This is a genomic window from Vibrio sp. Y10_XG_PY6, from assembly GCF_024181795.1.
Taxonomy (GTDB): Bacteria; Pseudomonadota; Gammaproteobacteria; order Enterobacterales; family Vibrionaceae; genus Vibrio; species Vibrio diabolicus.
The window spans coordinates 1,409,989-1,426,209 of record NZ_JAMZAQ010000001.1; the positions used below are offsets into that span (position 1 = coordinate 1,409,989).

General features: G+C 43.2%; 5 protein-coding genes. 3 read left to right on the forward strand and 2 right to left on the reverse strand.

Annotation, left to right across the window (positions count from 1 at the left end):
- Positions 1 to 655: 655 nt before the first annotated feature.
- Positions 656 to 10,489 carry a tandem large repeat gene (locus tag NL644_RS06110; protein ID WP_253658183.1) on the reverse strand — a complete coding sequence of 3,278 codons (9,834 nt, stop codon included), beginning with the start codon at positions 10,487 to 10,489 and terminating at the stop codon, positions 656 to 658.
- 381 nt (positions 10,490 to 10,870) lie between these two features.
- Between NL644_RS06110 and NL644_RS06115 the strand changes: the two genes are divergently transcribed.
- Entirely contained in the window at positions 10,871 to 11,848 is a 978-nt protein-coding gene (locus NL644_RS06115; RefSeq protein ID WP_253658184.1) for a peptidoglycan DD-metalloendopeptidase family protein, read from the forward strand.
- Between the two features lie 249 nt (positions 11,849 to 12,097).
- On the opposite strand, the gene NL644_RS06120 is transcribed toward NL644_RS06115, so the two are convergent.
- Positions 12,098 to 13,027, reverse strand: coding sequence for a LysR family transcriptional regulator (locus NL644_RS06120; protein ID WP_253658185.1), 930 nt, complete (start codon positions 13,025 to 13,027; stop codon positions 12,098 to 12,100).
- A 266-nt stretch (positions 13,028 to 13,293) separates the two neighbouring features.
- On the opposite strand from NL644_RS06120, the gene NL644_RS06125 reads away from it, so the two are divergent.
- Together NL644_RS06125 and NL644_RS06130 are read left to right on the forward strand one after the other, a co-directional pair.
- Positions 13,294 to 15,135: a 2-oxoacid:acceptor oxidoreductase subunit alpha gene (locus NL644_RS06125; RefSeq protein WP_253658186.1), complete on the forward strand. Its 1,842-nt coding sequence runs from the start codon at positions 13,294 to 13,296 to the stop codon at positions 15,133 to 15,135.
- Positions 15,125 to 16,123 carry a 2-oxoacid:ferredoxin oxidoreductase subunit beta gene (locus NL644_RS06130; protein WP_253658187.1) on the forward strand — a complete coding sequence of 333 codons (999 nt, stop codon included), beginning with the start codon at positions 15,125 to 15,127 and terminating at the stop codon, positions 16,121 to 16,123. The genes NL644_RS06125 and NL644_RS06130 overlap by 11 nt, the downstream gene beginning before the upstream one ends.
- The last annotated feature ends 98 nt before the right edge of the window (positions 16,124 to 16,221 follow it).

Below are 16,221 nucleotides of genomic sequence, written 5' to 3' on the forward strand. Positions count from 1 at the left end.
ACGAGATAGAAAAATCGCCTAAAATCAAAAACACCATAAAAGTGGTGATTTTTACTATCAAAACGGGCAATTTAACCACAACAGAAACCAGTAACATCACCCATTTTGTCAAAATGGTAAAATCTTACTCTCTAAAAAAATTTAATTTATGGACTGAAGTTAACAAAAATCGTAATAACGTGAGCTTGAGGTAAGCGCTCGGAAAGTCAGAAGCTGATGAGATGCCCTCCTCAGCAACAAACAACAAATTGACTGTTACTGAGGAAGTTTAAATAAAAAGGTGAGCGCATTACGCACTCACAAAAGTAACTGCTCTGAAGCTTGCTAGGATTAAATTTGCTTCATCGCGAGTTAAAGAGGCGAGGTATTACCCATCGACCTCATGCAGAACACTATACCCAGAGTATAGAAACGAGCGTAAATATATAATATTTAAAAAGATTTTCAACGCGACACATTCACCACAGCATCTACCGAGCGACCATCACAATCACGTCATACACACCTAAAAGCAACATTGGCCTAGTTATTATAGTTATTCAGCCTTGTATTAAGACGATTCATTAATTCGAGTAACTTATCAATAAAGGCAATTATTTTGATAAATATCACAAAAAGTCCCAAATAAATAAAGCGAGCTAAACGCTCGCTTTATTTATGCCGCATTTTTTAAAGTTTTGTTCTCACTAAAATATCGGTTGTAGACAGCACCTAAGGAGGCTGTATTTGCGAAGCGAGCATAATTAAATGTTGCTTGAGCCTCTTCGGCAGAGGCGGAAAGCTTGTTGGTACCATTCACATAAATCGTCACCACCCCGTCCTTCAGTCCTGAAAGATCTAAATCAGTTGTCCATGAGTCTGAAAACACGGTAGCCATGCCTGTGGTTTCTGTACCATCAGCGTCGACTGCTTTGATATCTATGAACTCACTATCTTCAAATCGTTCACTACTACCACTTATTGTCACGCTTTCCACTCCAGCAACATCGTTGATAGCATCTAGATGTATTGTTGGCGTGATTGGCATGGAGTAAGCCGTGTTCTGACTACCGGTATTCCCTGATAAGTCTTGGTAGTCACGAACAAGCAACGCCACATTGAGCTCTGACGTGCTTGGTACCACCACATCACCAGTCCAAACGCTTGGGTCCGCGGTTGCCACTAATGAAGTGATCGTTGTGCCACCTAACTCTGCAACGGCAGCTTGCAATGCCTTATCGAATTCCAGCGTCACCGTCACGCTTTGGCCGATGGCTTGATGCTCAGGCGTAAACGTCACATTAGTCAGCGTTGGCAGAGACTGCGCGAGTGTAAAGCTCTGGCTTTCACTCACTTCAATGCCCGCTGAGTTCGTCCCCGTCACCATCACGATGTAAGTGCCATTGGCTTGGTGACTCATATCAATCGCGTCACTGGTCCAAATGCCACCGGCTTGTACTGTTGCGCTGCTGCTTTTCAATACCGTCGCGCTGCCTTGGGCTTTCACTTCAAGGCGCAGGGACTGATCGTCAAAGCGTGTCGACGTGCCTTCAAATTGTAGCGTGGCGGCATGCGTTTCATCCACACTGCCCACTGGAATGATGGCTAAGGTCGGCGTGATCGGCATGGAGTAAGCCGTATTCTGGCTACCCGTATTCCCTGATAAGTCTTGGAAGTCACGAACAAGCAACGCCACATTGAGCTCTGACGTGCTTGGTACCACCACATCACCAGTCCAAACGCTTGGGTCCGCGGTTGCCACTAATGAAGTGATCGTCGTGCCACCTAACTCCGCTGCGGCGGATTGCAGATCTTTATCGAATTCCAGCGTTACCGTCACGCTTTGGCCGATGGCTTGGTGCTCAGGCGTAAACGTCACGTTAGTCAGCGTTGGCAGAGATTGCGCGAGTGTAAAGCTCTGGCTTTCACTCACTTCAATGCCGGCTGAGTTCGTCCCTGTCACCATCACGGTATAAGTGCCGTTGGTTTGGTTACTCATATCAATCGCGTCACTGGTCCAATTGCCACCGGCTTGTACTGTCGCACTGCCGCTTTTTAGTACCGTCGCGTTGCCTTGGGCTTTCACGTCAAGACGCAGCGACTGACCGTCAAAACGTGTTGACGTGCCTTCGAATTGTAACGTGGCGGCATGCGTTTCATTCACACTGCCCACTGGCGTGATGGCTAAGGTCGGCGTGATCGGCATGGAGTAAGCCGTGTTCTGGCTACCGGTGTTTCCTGATAAGTCTTGGTAGTCACGAACCAGCAACGCCACATTCAGCTCTGACGTGCTTGGTACCACCACATCACCAGTCCAAACACTTGGGTCCGCGGTTGCCATTAATGAGGTGATCGTCGTGCCACCTAACTCCGCCGCTGCGGATTGCAGATCTTTATCGAATTCCAGCGTTACCGTCACGCTTTGGCCGATGGCTTGATGCTCAGGCGTAAACGTCACATTAGTCAGCGTTGGCAGAGACTGCGCGAGTGTAAAGCTCTGGCTTTCACTCACTTCAATGCCCGCTGAGTTCGTCCCCGTTACCATCACGGTGTAAGTGCCATTGATTTGATGACTCATATCCATTGCGTCACTGGTCCAAGTGCCACCGGCTTGTACTGTCGCACTGCTGCTTTTCAATACCGTCGCGCTGCCTTGGGCTTTCACTTCAAGACGCAGGGACTGACCGTCAAAACGTGTCGACGTACCTTCGAATTGTAGCGTGGCAGCATGCGTTTCATCCACATTGCCCACTGGCGTGATGACTAAGGTCGGTGTGATCGGTAATTCGTGAGCGGTGTTATCCTCACCTATGTTGCCAGTCAAATCTTTAAACTGACTAACAACCAAGTCGACACTTAACAGCGTGGTGCTCGGAACTTGTACATCACCAACCCAGACCTTTTTATCTGCCGTTGCTGACAGAGAACTAATGCGATTGCCGCCAAGCGTAGCGGTCGCCTCTTGGAGCTCTTTATCAAACTCAAGCGAGACACTCACGCTTTGCCCCACGCTCTGGTGCTCGGGGTTAAATGTCACATTGGTTAGTTTTGGTAAGGTTCCTTCAACCGCGATACTTAAGCTGCTTCCCTTTCCTGGAATGGTGTTGGTACTTTGATAGCTATTATCTTCTACCTGAATAGTGATATTTTTATCTTGTTTTTCTGGGCTGATGTAATTAACCGTCCACGTAATATTGTCTGAAGTCGACCAAGTATCTTGTTTTAACGTTCCTGTTGCACCGCTATCACTAGCGACAAGATGGACATCTGAGATATCAAAGCTCGTAACTTCTTCTGTAAAGTTAAACGCGAGCGTAATCTCTTCGCCTCCAAAAAGAGGGGCGCTTGAGGCGGTAGAGATACTTAGCCCGGGAACGGTTGCCGCTTCCACATGCGCGTCAATAGAACTTTCACTATTGTTATCCACCTTGTCTGTTGCTGCCACCGTGATCGTATGATCGCCTTTAGGTAACAAATAGCTTATGACATAAGGCCCCGCTTCGGTTGTCGGCTTAGTAATCGCTTGAGGAGCCACAGTGCTGCCATCACTCACCGCTTTTGACGTGACGAGATTTAAATTTTTATCTGTAATGTATGCACTAATTTCTAGTTGATACTTATCGTTTGTCGGTATCTTAGAGATTTGATTAGCACTTAAGCCAGAAATACTTGGAACGTCATAATCAACAATAGATTCGATAACCTTTCCATCATAACTTTTTCCTAGTAACTCAAAGCTTGTATTCTCTCTTCCAACTGAGTCCGTCACCGTCACCTTAAGGGTATATGACCCTTGGTTATCGACGGCAAAGTTCATCATTCCATTACCACTAGATGAGATAACATCACCTGAGTAACGCAAGGAATCACCGAGGCTTGGAATAAGCTCCACAGAATATTGTGAAGCTTTCACTCTTTCTCCTTCCACCGTAGATACCGTAAACGGCTGGCTCGCCTTGGTTAAAAACAGTTTCCCACCCTGCAAACTCGTAATTCCATCGAAATCAACTGTGACTTTAGGAACACTAATATCAATGACTTTTCTGATATCAGAATACAGTCCGACGCTATCTGTCGCTTTGATGTCTACTGTGATTGAACCACGCCCCTCTAACTGAGATTTCGGTAGTTCAAAGTACGTAGATGAACCATTCCCATCCTCTACTCTTTCTTCTTGATAACTCGGGTTTAAAACCGAGTAGTTTACTTTTGCGAGGCTGCTACCAGTGTCCGTTATATCAAAACGAAAACGAACATTATCAGGATTTGTTGGCGATTCGGTTACGATAATCTCATCGCCAACACTTGGAGGTGTGTTGTCAACTTTAATATCAACGGTCGCTTCACCGACTCTCGACCACACATCCGTTGCGGTAATAATTGTCCTGATCGTTTTTCCATCCGCATCGCTAGGAAGTTCACTCGTAAATGTTGAACACTTGTAGGTTGGGTCATCTGCACACACTTCCAATTGCGCAAACTTCTCCGGATTATCTTTATAGTTGTAGGATTCCGTTCCAAATCTGGCCATCACATTGTCTAGCCTAGAGTTTTCATACAACTTAATTCTGAATCTAGCGACAAGCTGCTGACCATTAATGGTTGTGTTTCCAACCGGATCAGTAATTTCAACGACTACCGAACCTTTAGGTAATTCAAGCAGCAGATCATGCTCTGGCGTCAAGTTTCCTGCTAAATCAGATACGTTCTTGATTTTGTATTCTTGAGTTGTACTCAGGCCATCAATAATATCGGCGTAGGATTCAGAATACGTACACTTGATATTTCCAACACCTTTGGCACAGGTCGTTGGTGTATAAGCTTTGTTGCCAAGATTACGAACCAACTTTGGATATTTATCTGAACTTTCAGTATTCACGCCTGACAAAGCATCATTGAAAGAGAGCTCAAATGTGAGCATCTTCTTCTTCAAAGCTTCATCAAACCAAACATCACTTCCTTTAAAACTGTATGAGTTACCATCAACGACTGTTGGTGCATCAATATCCACCATCGAAAAATTGAACTTGTTGATCGTTTCACGCCCATTTGTACCCAAGGTTTTAGTGATCAAAGTGACAGGTGCTTTCGTCATGTTTTGCCCAACATTGACACTACAACTGTAAGGTTCTTGCGATACGTTGATAACACCAGAAGTTGGTTGCTCATTAGTTGGTGGGGCATCTAGAGAGTTGTACTCTTCACGAACCCAACACTCTAACGTTTTGGCTTTGACCGCACTCAATGTAGTAAAGGTGACATCAAGAACACCATTAGATAAGTAGTTCTGGAAGTCCAGCGGACTTGCAACCGAGAGAACCACGCCTTCACGCTGTACGCTAAAGGTTTGGTTTACTTTTCCAACCTTTCTGTCTTTTTCGTCAAGGTAACGAACTTTGTTGTAAACCTTTATATCAAGTTCATAGTTACCATCTTTGGCAATTTGTGTAGAAAGCAGCGTTGCCGTCCAAGTGCCATCTGCGGTTTCTGAGAACGTAAAGTTAGTCCCGTTTTGCTCTCCAGAAAATCTATACGTTGAGTCAATTCGATCAACGCCACTGTCATCAACAATATCAAGCGTAAGTACGATATTCCCATCTTGATAGATGGTGCTGTTTGTAATTGGCGTTCCATCCGTGTAACTCATCGCTAGGGTTACCTGCGGGATGGAATTGTACACTTTAACGGTAAAATCTTGCTCACCACTGGTTAAGGTTGTGTTGCCACGAACATCAGACCCTTTTAAACGAACCTTGTGTGTACCCGTACCTAAATCACCAAGGCTCACTTTGAGATCTTCATTGATTCTTTTACCAGGAGAGCCAGGTAATGGCTCCAGATCGCTAAACGTCCAATACTCTAAGCTTTCTCGGTTTACACCATTAATTGAAATATCACCGTTGGCATTTAGGTCTAACGCCGTTAGGTCAAAGACATAGTTTCCTAAGTAGTAGTCATTCGCATTGAAACCACTTAACCCTAATGTTGGCCCATCACGATCAAGAATAACCTTGCTCGTGTTAGAACTAGATTCAAAACCGTAAATATCGGTTGCTTTTACATACAGTGACGTCGTTTTTTCATCTTCAGAAATGTCTATTTTATCTGTGTCACTCTTAATGAGAGACATTACAAACTCTTTAGATGAATCCGTTGGCACAATTGTCTTAATTGGCGAATCTTTACCATTCTGATATAGAGAGACTTGCTCAATGTCTGAATCGTCTATTACAGATTTAAATCGCACGTTGAACTCACGCCCGACAACGTAGTTCTCTTTGGACAATGTGTCTTCAACCCAAGGCGTATTTAGGATGATTTCTGGGCCTTTGTTATCGACTTGGAATGTGAATTTCCCTGTTGTACTAACATTGGCAGGATAAGCGTTGTCCGTCGCAGTGACATAAAATTCATTCCATTCATCGTAATCAAATGCTTTTGAAACCAGTTGGACTTTGACGTCAGGTTGTTCACCAACTAGGTATGGTACGTCACACGTCTCTGTTAGAGGGTCACAGCTTTCTAATGTCAGTGCCTGACCAGACCCTCGGCGAAGATCTATTTTTACATTATTGCCGGGGCTTAACGTCCCCCAATCAATAACAGGTGTCCATTGGTTGTTACCGCCTAAACGACTTTGAACCTGCTCACTTTTTACAATAGGAGCTTCAGAGTCGATACGAATATTGAATCTCGGAGCCGTGCTAGTTAACTCTGAAACGGAGTTACCTAAATTATCCTCTGCCGCTGCAACGACTAACCAATCACCATCACCCGGGTAAATCGTCGCGCCTTGATTTGAACAAAGCTCCCCAGTACATAATTTGACTTTAAAGGCGTCTTTCGAGTTATTCGCAAAGTCCTCTGGTGTGTATGTGACTTTTTCACCCGTTTGCTGGTAGAAAACAAGACCTCTTGAAGAAAGCTTGTCACCCACAACGTCTTCAACCTTGAAGGTCAATTCATGGGTATTTTTGGCATTTAAATAAATACCGTCTTCTACAGGTTTACCATCGACATCATTAGGTGGGAGGTAACTCGTTTTAGGGAAATCATTATCAATAAATACCGTTTCTATAAACGGAGCTTTGCCATCGTAACCATACGCATTACCATGTGGGTCCATGGCACTGGTTTCCACAGCAAACTCTACAATATCTTTTAGTTCACTAGACTGAGAGTTAAGGGTAAAGAGGTACTCTTTTCGATAAGCATTGCTGTTGCCAGGGTTCTCTACAATGTTGATGTCCAGCGGTATTTCAATGTTTGGCTCACTGGCTTGATACCACATCGTGCTAAACTTCGGACCATAAGCGTCGGTTTCTACAATACCAGAAGGATCGTCTAGGACAATTTTAGAAACAACTTCACCAGCAATATAAAGCTTATTGCCAACCATCGTCTCTCGACCGCTTTCAATCGTTAATTTTGGCTGTGGAGGCAAGATATCGATACTGCTACCCTCTGTATCAAAAATGTTCTTACCATTTAAGTTAGGATTAGCCATCGAAATATCATCAGCATAGAGCTGCGCGATATTGGTCTCAATACCGTATTTGCTCGCCATGATTTCGTAATACGATTGCGCTAAATCCTTTCGATAAGTATCGGAACCGAATTGATAAGAATCGAGCATAACCTGACGTCCACCAACACCAATACCATTCGCTTTTCCATCAAAGCTCAAATCATCGTAAATAGCGGAGGCAAAATCTAATGAGTTATTTCTCGGCATTCCTTGAGCAATACTATCGATGGCTTCGACAAGAAATCGATGTAGATAATCGTTTGATGGCTTTTCCGGAATCGCTTTAGTAGCAAGCATTTCGTTCGTTGCATAAGGCACAACCGTTGGATCAAACCCAAAGAATGAATTGTTGTTCGTACCTGATAACGCGTAGCGCACCTCATCAAGAATTTGAATCGCACGCTCAGAAGTTTTCTCTCCGGCAGTGACTTGATCCCACTGGAAATCAAACAAGCTAGTCTGATATGTCGATAGTTCAGTAATATAGTAAGTCTGAGAGCCATTGAGCTTAAAGTACACGCCAATATTGGCCTTGTTTAAATCAACCGTTACTTTTTTGGTTCCTGGATCTCTTTTCCATTGATAGTAGTATGGCTCGCTGCCCTCGATACCAATTAAACGAACGCGCATGAAGTCATAATTCACAACATCAGTTGTGGTTTCACAACTCGCGACGTCAAGAGCCATTGATTGATCACTTTCCAATTGTTGGATAGTGGTACAACTCGCAAGTGAAGTGAATTCACCATTTGGACTCAACCCTTCAAGTTGCGCTCGCGCACCAATAAATGGTGTCACCACTTTTATAGTTGGCAGATCAAAGCTACTTCTAAAATATACTTCTCTTGAAGTGCTTTCGTTATCAGACTCATCGACGGTTTGAATGACTAACTTTTGACTACTGTTTTCTGATACCGATTTAAAGCTGTCACCCAAAATATCTCTTACAAATGGAATGTAATAGATGACATCTTCTACACGCCCATTGCTGTCTAACAGCGTTTCGTGCGGAATTTTTGCGATGTAGTCGTCATCCGATGCGGTTGTATCAATAACCTGCTGAAGTGAGTAATTATTATCGTTATTTTGGCTGACATAATACTTGACGACGAGCTTCAGTTTATTGGCGTTGGAGCCTAAAACCGTATCAGTATTTACGTCTGATATTTTCACACGAACATAAGGGATTTTATTCTCTTTCAACAAGTTAGCGTTGAAGTTACTAAAATCTACCCCTTTTAATGAATTCTGAATCCCTATACTTGCGTACGCATAGTCAATCTTCAAGAAATCGCGGCTCGCTTGAACATTGTCTGGGGTATACGTATCTTGAGAGTAGATACCATCGTAAGTGGTTCGTTCACCATCTAAACCGACATTTACGTACGTCATTGACGCACCTTCAGGATAAGTAATCGTTTGTGCTGGCGCTTGATCGTCACGACTTACTGCATGCTGAGCGGTGCCCGTATTGCCTTTGCTATCCTTCGCTCGAACCTCAAAGACCGTCGTAGATAGGAATTCATCAGTTGGGTAAGCCTTACTAAACTCACAAGCATTTCCAGACTCTACAGTTACAGGAGAACATGTGACGTCCTCATGTAAGCCATCTTTAAATGAAATACTGACCGAACTGATCTCTTGCGAGCTTTCTTTTACAACCCCTTTCAGAACGTATTCTTTAAGTTGGTTATTAATTGCACTCGCCGATGTAATGTCGATAACAGGCGCATCGTTATCCCATTCAAAGTTGATATGAAGACCCGAATGACTGCCTGGAATTAACTCATTACCCAGTACATCCGCTGTATATAAGACTAACCGTGCTGCTGTTACGTTTGAGAGCCCTGTGGCAGGGTTCATATCTACACTATCGATCTCTTTGGTATTAATGTTAACTTTAACGTTGGTCTCTCGAAGGCCAACTTCAAAATCATCAAATTCAACCGAACAGAATGTGCTTCCAAAATCTTGTATGTCGTTACATTGAAATTCACCAGACCAAGAGCCATTAATCTGATACTGAATAAAGGCGGATACGTCTTCTACACCGATATCATCTACAATCTTTAGATCAACTTTATCGGTGCCAGCGAGCACATCACTGTCCGTACGAGTAACTATTGGCGCATCTGTATCGATATCCGTACCATCTCGCGGTGGAATGACGCCATCAGTACTGCCATATGTACCTAAGTCATTAAGCTTCTTACTAAAGTCGACATAGTCTGCGGCATCAGTACCAGAGATATTGACACTTGGATCGTTTACCACGATCAGAACATGCTGAGATAAATCACGTGTATAAATGTCGCTATTTATCTTCTTCTGTCCAAAGCTGAGGGGAGTCACTGCTCCTGAAGTCTGGCTCACTTCAAGACCATCAAGAACACCATCTGCAATAACATCCCGATATTGGATGTCAGCGAAATGCATTGAAGTGTAGACGTTATCGCTGTTGCCGTATTTTTTTATAAGATCGTAAGAGTAAGACGAGTATGCAGTTAATAAAGCGCCGTATTGATGCCCAGCACTAGCAAAACTGCTTTGCCCACCTTTGGTTATATCAATAGGTTTGGTCTCATTTACGTCAAACCCATACATGCTATTGATACTATCCAAAGCGGTTGAAAAGGCACTCTCATCTGTGGATCCTTGAGAAATTTTGTACTTTGCCAAGCCTGCTGCCAAGTTCGACAGCGGAGTAAGCATTAACTTTTGCTCACTCCCCTCTTTAAAGTTCACAACACCTTCAAATTTAAGTGTCTTCGCATTGCTCACTGATACCGTTTCATTCGTAAACGGGTCGGTATAACTCCCCTCTTTTGCAACAACAAAAAGAGGCATTGAAGACGATTCAAACTCTAGCAGATAGTTTCCGAACGCATCAGACGTCGTGTTAGCCAACTTCCGGCCTAAGTTTCCATTTTTGAACTCGAAAACCTCAATCTTTGCGCCATTTACAGGGGCGTCAAAAACCATACCGGAAATGCTTCCTTTGCTTCTAGCTGGAGGTGTGTTGTCTCCTCCATCACCACCACCACATGCACTCAATAAAAGAGATGTAAGCGTAAGACCTAATGTTAATTTCAGCGTATTTTTAGCGAACATAGTAATTTGGCAAAATATATTTTGCCGAGATTATATTATTGTAAAATATTTTCTCAACGTGACAATAACACCATTTAAAAAGCCAAAAACACCAGGCCAACCGTCACTTTTACTAAATTATTAAATTAAAATCATCACCTATAATTATTCACTTAGTTAAAACAGAGGAATTAGCCATACTTTAATGCTAGGTTTTATTTAAAATATTATACTCTACGCACAACTGTCAGCCTTGATAAACCACCAGAACTAATGACTATTTTGATAATAAAAAGGAGTGTGCGAACTCCTACCGCAACCCTTCTCACCATTGCCTTACTCATTTTTATTGGCGTGTCTCTTTCTCACCACATCCTCACTCCCATGGATAGACTGCCTACCGTTAAGCCTTTGGAGTTCAAGAATGAGGGAGTTCAAGCGCCTTTTGAGGGGGGGACTCTTAGACAAAAAATCACCATAGGTGTGGTTGAGTACTCGTTTGTCGCTTCATTGTTAAAATCAGGGATAAGTCAAAAAGAGATTAATTTACTATTGGCCCTTATTAAAAGTAACTTTAATATTATTGATTCAGTTAAGAGAGATGACCATTTTATCTTAAGAACTAAGTTAAATAGTAGAAATGAAACCTATATTAGTTCTTTTTACTATTTAGGTAGTAAAACCGATTTATTTATTATCAATGATGGGCAAGGTAACATATTTGATGAACATGGCGTGTCAATAAAAAATAAACTCCGATTTTCAGATCCCTTTGATAAAAGCTACAGAGTAAGCTCTGGCTATGACTTAAAACGAACACACCCAGTAACTAATATAACGACTCCGCACCTAGGCACTGACTATGCAACACCAGTAGGCACACCGATTCGTAGTATTGCTGATGGTATCGTTTTAAAGTCTCGTTACAACCGTTTCGCGGGCAACTACATTAATATCCGCCACACAAATGGCTCTGTATCACGCTACCTACACTTATCTCAACGCCACGTCCACGTTGGCGAGAAGATCAGCCGAGGACAAGTGATAGGAAAAACGGGTAACACAGGAAGAACAACAGGGCCGCATTTACACCTTGAACTGCACATTAATGGTATTCCGGTTGATTACGAGCGATACATTCAAAAGCACCCAAACACTGACGTTAATATAGAAATGCTGATTGCAGCGAGAAAAGAAAAAGCAGAATTAACAGCGGAATGGCAACGGTATAGGCAGTCAAATCGGCAATAAAATACTTCGGTTCGATCTTTCTTCATTTATCTGAAGCGAGTCCTCGTAACCCTCTGAGCGCTTCAAGTCCTGTCGCCACTTTCCAAGTTCAGGACAAAAAAGAGCTGCTATATGCGGCTCTTAATGATGCAAATCTTTGTTTACAGACCCATGAGTTAATATTTTTGTGGGCACAACTAAATGTAGAAAACTTACTGGCACGTAACACGCTTAAACTTCAGAAAAAGCTATCATCCTCCAGTAAGAGCTTTAATGGTTCAGCATCCAACTGCTGTTGATCGCCTCTCCCTGCTCATCAAGTTTATGAATAATATAGTCGATAAACACTTTTACTTTCGCGGGCACAAACTTACGACTTGGATAGTATATATAGACACCTTGACCATCGGTTCTTTGAGGTTCAGAAACCAACATCAATTTACCTTGCTGTACTAAGTCTCGAGCAAGATATTGGGGCATCAGTGCAATCCCTGCTCCTAAACTCGCTAAAGAGGCCATCGCATAACCATTGTCTACTGTCACTTGATGTGTAGGACTAAATTCTACTAATTGCCCATCTAAAGGCATCGTCAAGGTAAGCAAGCGCCCCGATTGTTTATAGCGGTACATTATCCATTTGTGCTGGTTAAGCGCTTCAACACTCTGAGGCCGACCAAACTTCTTTATGTACTCCGGACTGGCAAACATACCCATATCAATAGGACATAATCGCCTCGCAATTAAGTTGCTGTCATTTAGTCTCCCGCTTCGAATAGCAACGTCCATCCCACTCTCCAATATACTGGTGTATTCATCGGAAAAGCTAAGTTCCAACTTCACTTCAGGGTAACGTTCGCAAAACTCTGGAATCAGCGGAGTTATATAGTTTTGCCCGAACGATAAAGGAAGGCTGACACGAAGTGTACCAAACGGAGATGCAATACTTTGATGAAGCTGCTCTTCACTACTTTTGAGCAAGTTGATCACTTCTCTTGCCGTCTCAAGGTAGTTAAACCCCGCTTCAGTGAGCTGGAGTTGACGTGTTGTACGGTGAACTAAACGAACACCCAAATCCTGTTCTAGGCGAGCAATCGCTTTACTAACAGTAGAAGGCGACTGCCCTAATTGATTCGCGACTGCTGTAAAGTTCCCTAAGTCCACAACAGATACAAACAACTTTATTAATGACAGCTTATCCATAACGCTCACAATTAATGAAAAATAATCACATCTAATATGACAGAAAAAGTATTTTTGTGTCATGCAAACTTTTCTAGTATTTCGGAAAAGCATACCTAGCTATGGATATTTCTACTGACCTCAGAGACGACAAATAAAGCCAACACCATTAACTCTACACTCAGAATGCTCGGGCTTACGGCATTTTCTCCAACCTTTAATTCCATTGCATCTCATTAAGTGCAATGAAACATACTGAACTTGCTCTAACACGGTAAGAGGTTTTAATGACAATAATTCAACTTAAACGCGAAGTGATCTGTTTTGCTGGCGATTCTGGAGATGGTATCCAATTACTTGGAGAACGCTTTTCAGACAACTCGTCGAAACAAGGAAACGATGTCATGACGTTACCAGATTATCCAGCAGAGATACGGGCTCCGGCAGGAACCACATCTGGAGTATCGGCTTTTCAGATGCAATTTGCCTCAACAGAGATTTATACTCCTGGCGACGATTTTTCAGTCTTAATCGCTATGAATGCCGCTGCATTAAAAACCAAAATCTCACAACTCGTTGAAGGCGGTTTGGTGCTTATTGATCTCGATGGTTTTAATAAAAAAAACCTTGAGCTTGCTGGCTATGAATCTAACCCATTGAGCGATGGTAGCCTCGCAGATTATCGAGTGATTAGTGACAGTTTTACGCGTTTAACCGTTCAATCTCTTTCTGAGTTAAACATAGCGCCTAAAGTAGTGAAGCGAAGCAAAAACTTTTTTATGCTTGGTATTGTTTTATGGATTTACAGCCGTCCGCTAGAACCGACCATTGAATGGCTAAATAATAAATTCGCTGACAATTCGCAAGTGAGAGAGGCAAACACTTTAGCCATAAAGTCGGGATTTAATTATGCTGAAACAACCGAAATATTCAGCGACTGTTTTCAGATTGCTCCCGTAGCAGATAAAACTGGCTTGTATCGTACTGTTTCAGGGAACGAAGCATTATCGCTTGGGTTAATATGCGCAGCAGAAAAACTCCAACGCCAGCTATTTTTGGGCTCGTACCCCATAACACCCGCCTCAGATATTCTACACACACTATCAACCTATCAACACTTTGGGGTCACGACATTCCAAGCAGAAGATGAGATTGCAGCTGCTTGTTCAGCTTTAGGTGCATCTTATGCTGGAGGTTTAGGAGTCACATCAACGTCCGGCCCTGGATTATGTTTGAAAGCAGAGACCATTAACCTTGCCGTAATGGCGGAGTTGCCAATGGTTGTTATCAACGTACAACGTGGAGGCCCCTCCACTGGTCTACCGACTAAAACAGAGCAATCAGACTTGCTTTTGTCTTTGTATGGTAGAAATGGGGATTCACCACTCCCAGTGTTGGCTCCTGCCTCTCCTGCAGACTGCTTTGATATGGCAATCGAGGCCTGTCGAATTGCCACTACATTTATGACGCCAGTGATCTTATTGAGTGACGGTTACTTAGCAAACGGCTCCGAATCTTGGCTCGTGCCCAACCCTGATGAGATTAAGCTCACTGCCGAGGCAACAAAAGCAAACATAAGCCCGTTTTATCCCTATGCCCGTGATGAAGTGTATTACAGCAGAGAGTGGGTCACGCCTGGTACAAAAGAGAAAATACACCGCATTGGAGGATTGGAAAAGCAAGCGATTACAGGCAACCCTTCTCATGATCCTGAAAACCACCAGCGCATGACTGATGAAAGAGCAAAAAAAATAAATAACATCTGCCATTTCATCCCTAAACAAACGCTAACAGGCAGTACTCAAGACTCACTGCTAGTGCTAAGTTGGGGAGGCACGCAAGGTTCTGTGTCGACCGCAATTGAGCATCTGAGAAAGCAAGGCGCATCAGTTGCTCACGCCCATATTAAGTATCTAAACCCGTTTCCAATCAATTTGGAAGAGATCATTAGCCAATTCAAACATGTGCTTGTTTTTGAGTTGAATAACCAGCAACTCGTTAAAGTGATTCGCTCACAATATGCCATTTCGGCACGCTCCGTAACCCAAGTTAAGGGGTTACCATTCAAAGTTCACGAGGTCATTGAGTCTATCAACCACCACCTGAAGGAAATTAAAAATGACGACTAAGGTACTCAACCGCAAAGATTTCGCATCTGATGTTGAAGTCAAATGGTGTCGAGGCTGTGGTGATTTTAACGTATTAAAAACGATGCAATCCGTTCTAGCACGATTAGGTCGAACTAAAGAGAACACCGTATTCATCTCAGGGATCGGCTGCTCATCTCGTTTTCCTTATTATCTCGATACTTATGGATTTCATACGATTCACGGCCGTGCCCCTGCCATCGCTACTGGTGTAAAAGCTAGCAATCCAGAGTTAGATGTTTGGGTTGTAACTGGCGATGGTGACGCACTGAGTATTGGCGGTAATCACTTTATTCACGCGATTCGACGCAACCAAGACATTAAAATTTTGCTTTTTAATAATGCTGTCTATGGACTGACCAAAGGCCAATTTTCCCCGACAAGCGAACAAGGCTTCATTTCTAAGTCGAGTCCTGAAGGCTCTCCCGATCAAGCGCTTAAACCTCTGGCATTAGCAGCATCCGCAGGTGCTACGTTCATAGCACGAACATCAGACAATGATCCTACACACATGACGATGGTGTTAGAGGCAGCCGCCGCGCATTCGGGCACGGCTGTGGTTGAAATCCTACAAAACTGCGTCATTTTTAACGATAAAGTGCACGAACCTTACAACGGCCCAGCCAATAGAAGCGAACATCTACTTTATCTCTCAGATAATGAACCGTTATTGTTTGGTAAAACACACTCAAAAGCGTTGATCAATAAAGGGTTTGGCTTCCAGATTGTCGAATCAGAGACCCCGAACCTTTTGCTCCACTCCAGTCAATGCGAGGAGTCATACTATGCTTATGCGCTTGCTAACTTGAGCTATCCAGACTTTCCCGTACCCGTGGGCGTTTTTCGTTCAGTGACTCGACCTACTTTTGATCAGGTCATTCGACATCAAAAACACCAAGCAACTCTAAAATATGGTCAAGGCGACTTAACCGAATTACTCAAACAAAACAGTTATGAGCGTCTCTGCTAACAATTGAAAGAGCCAACTATTGAGGTAACCTTTCCTGCAAAGATGAAACTAAAAAGTTTCCGATTCTAGTTGGCGACTTGCTGAATGATGAGTTGATA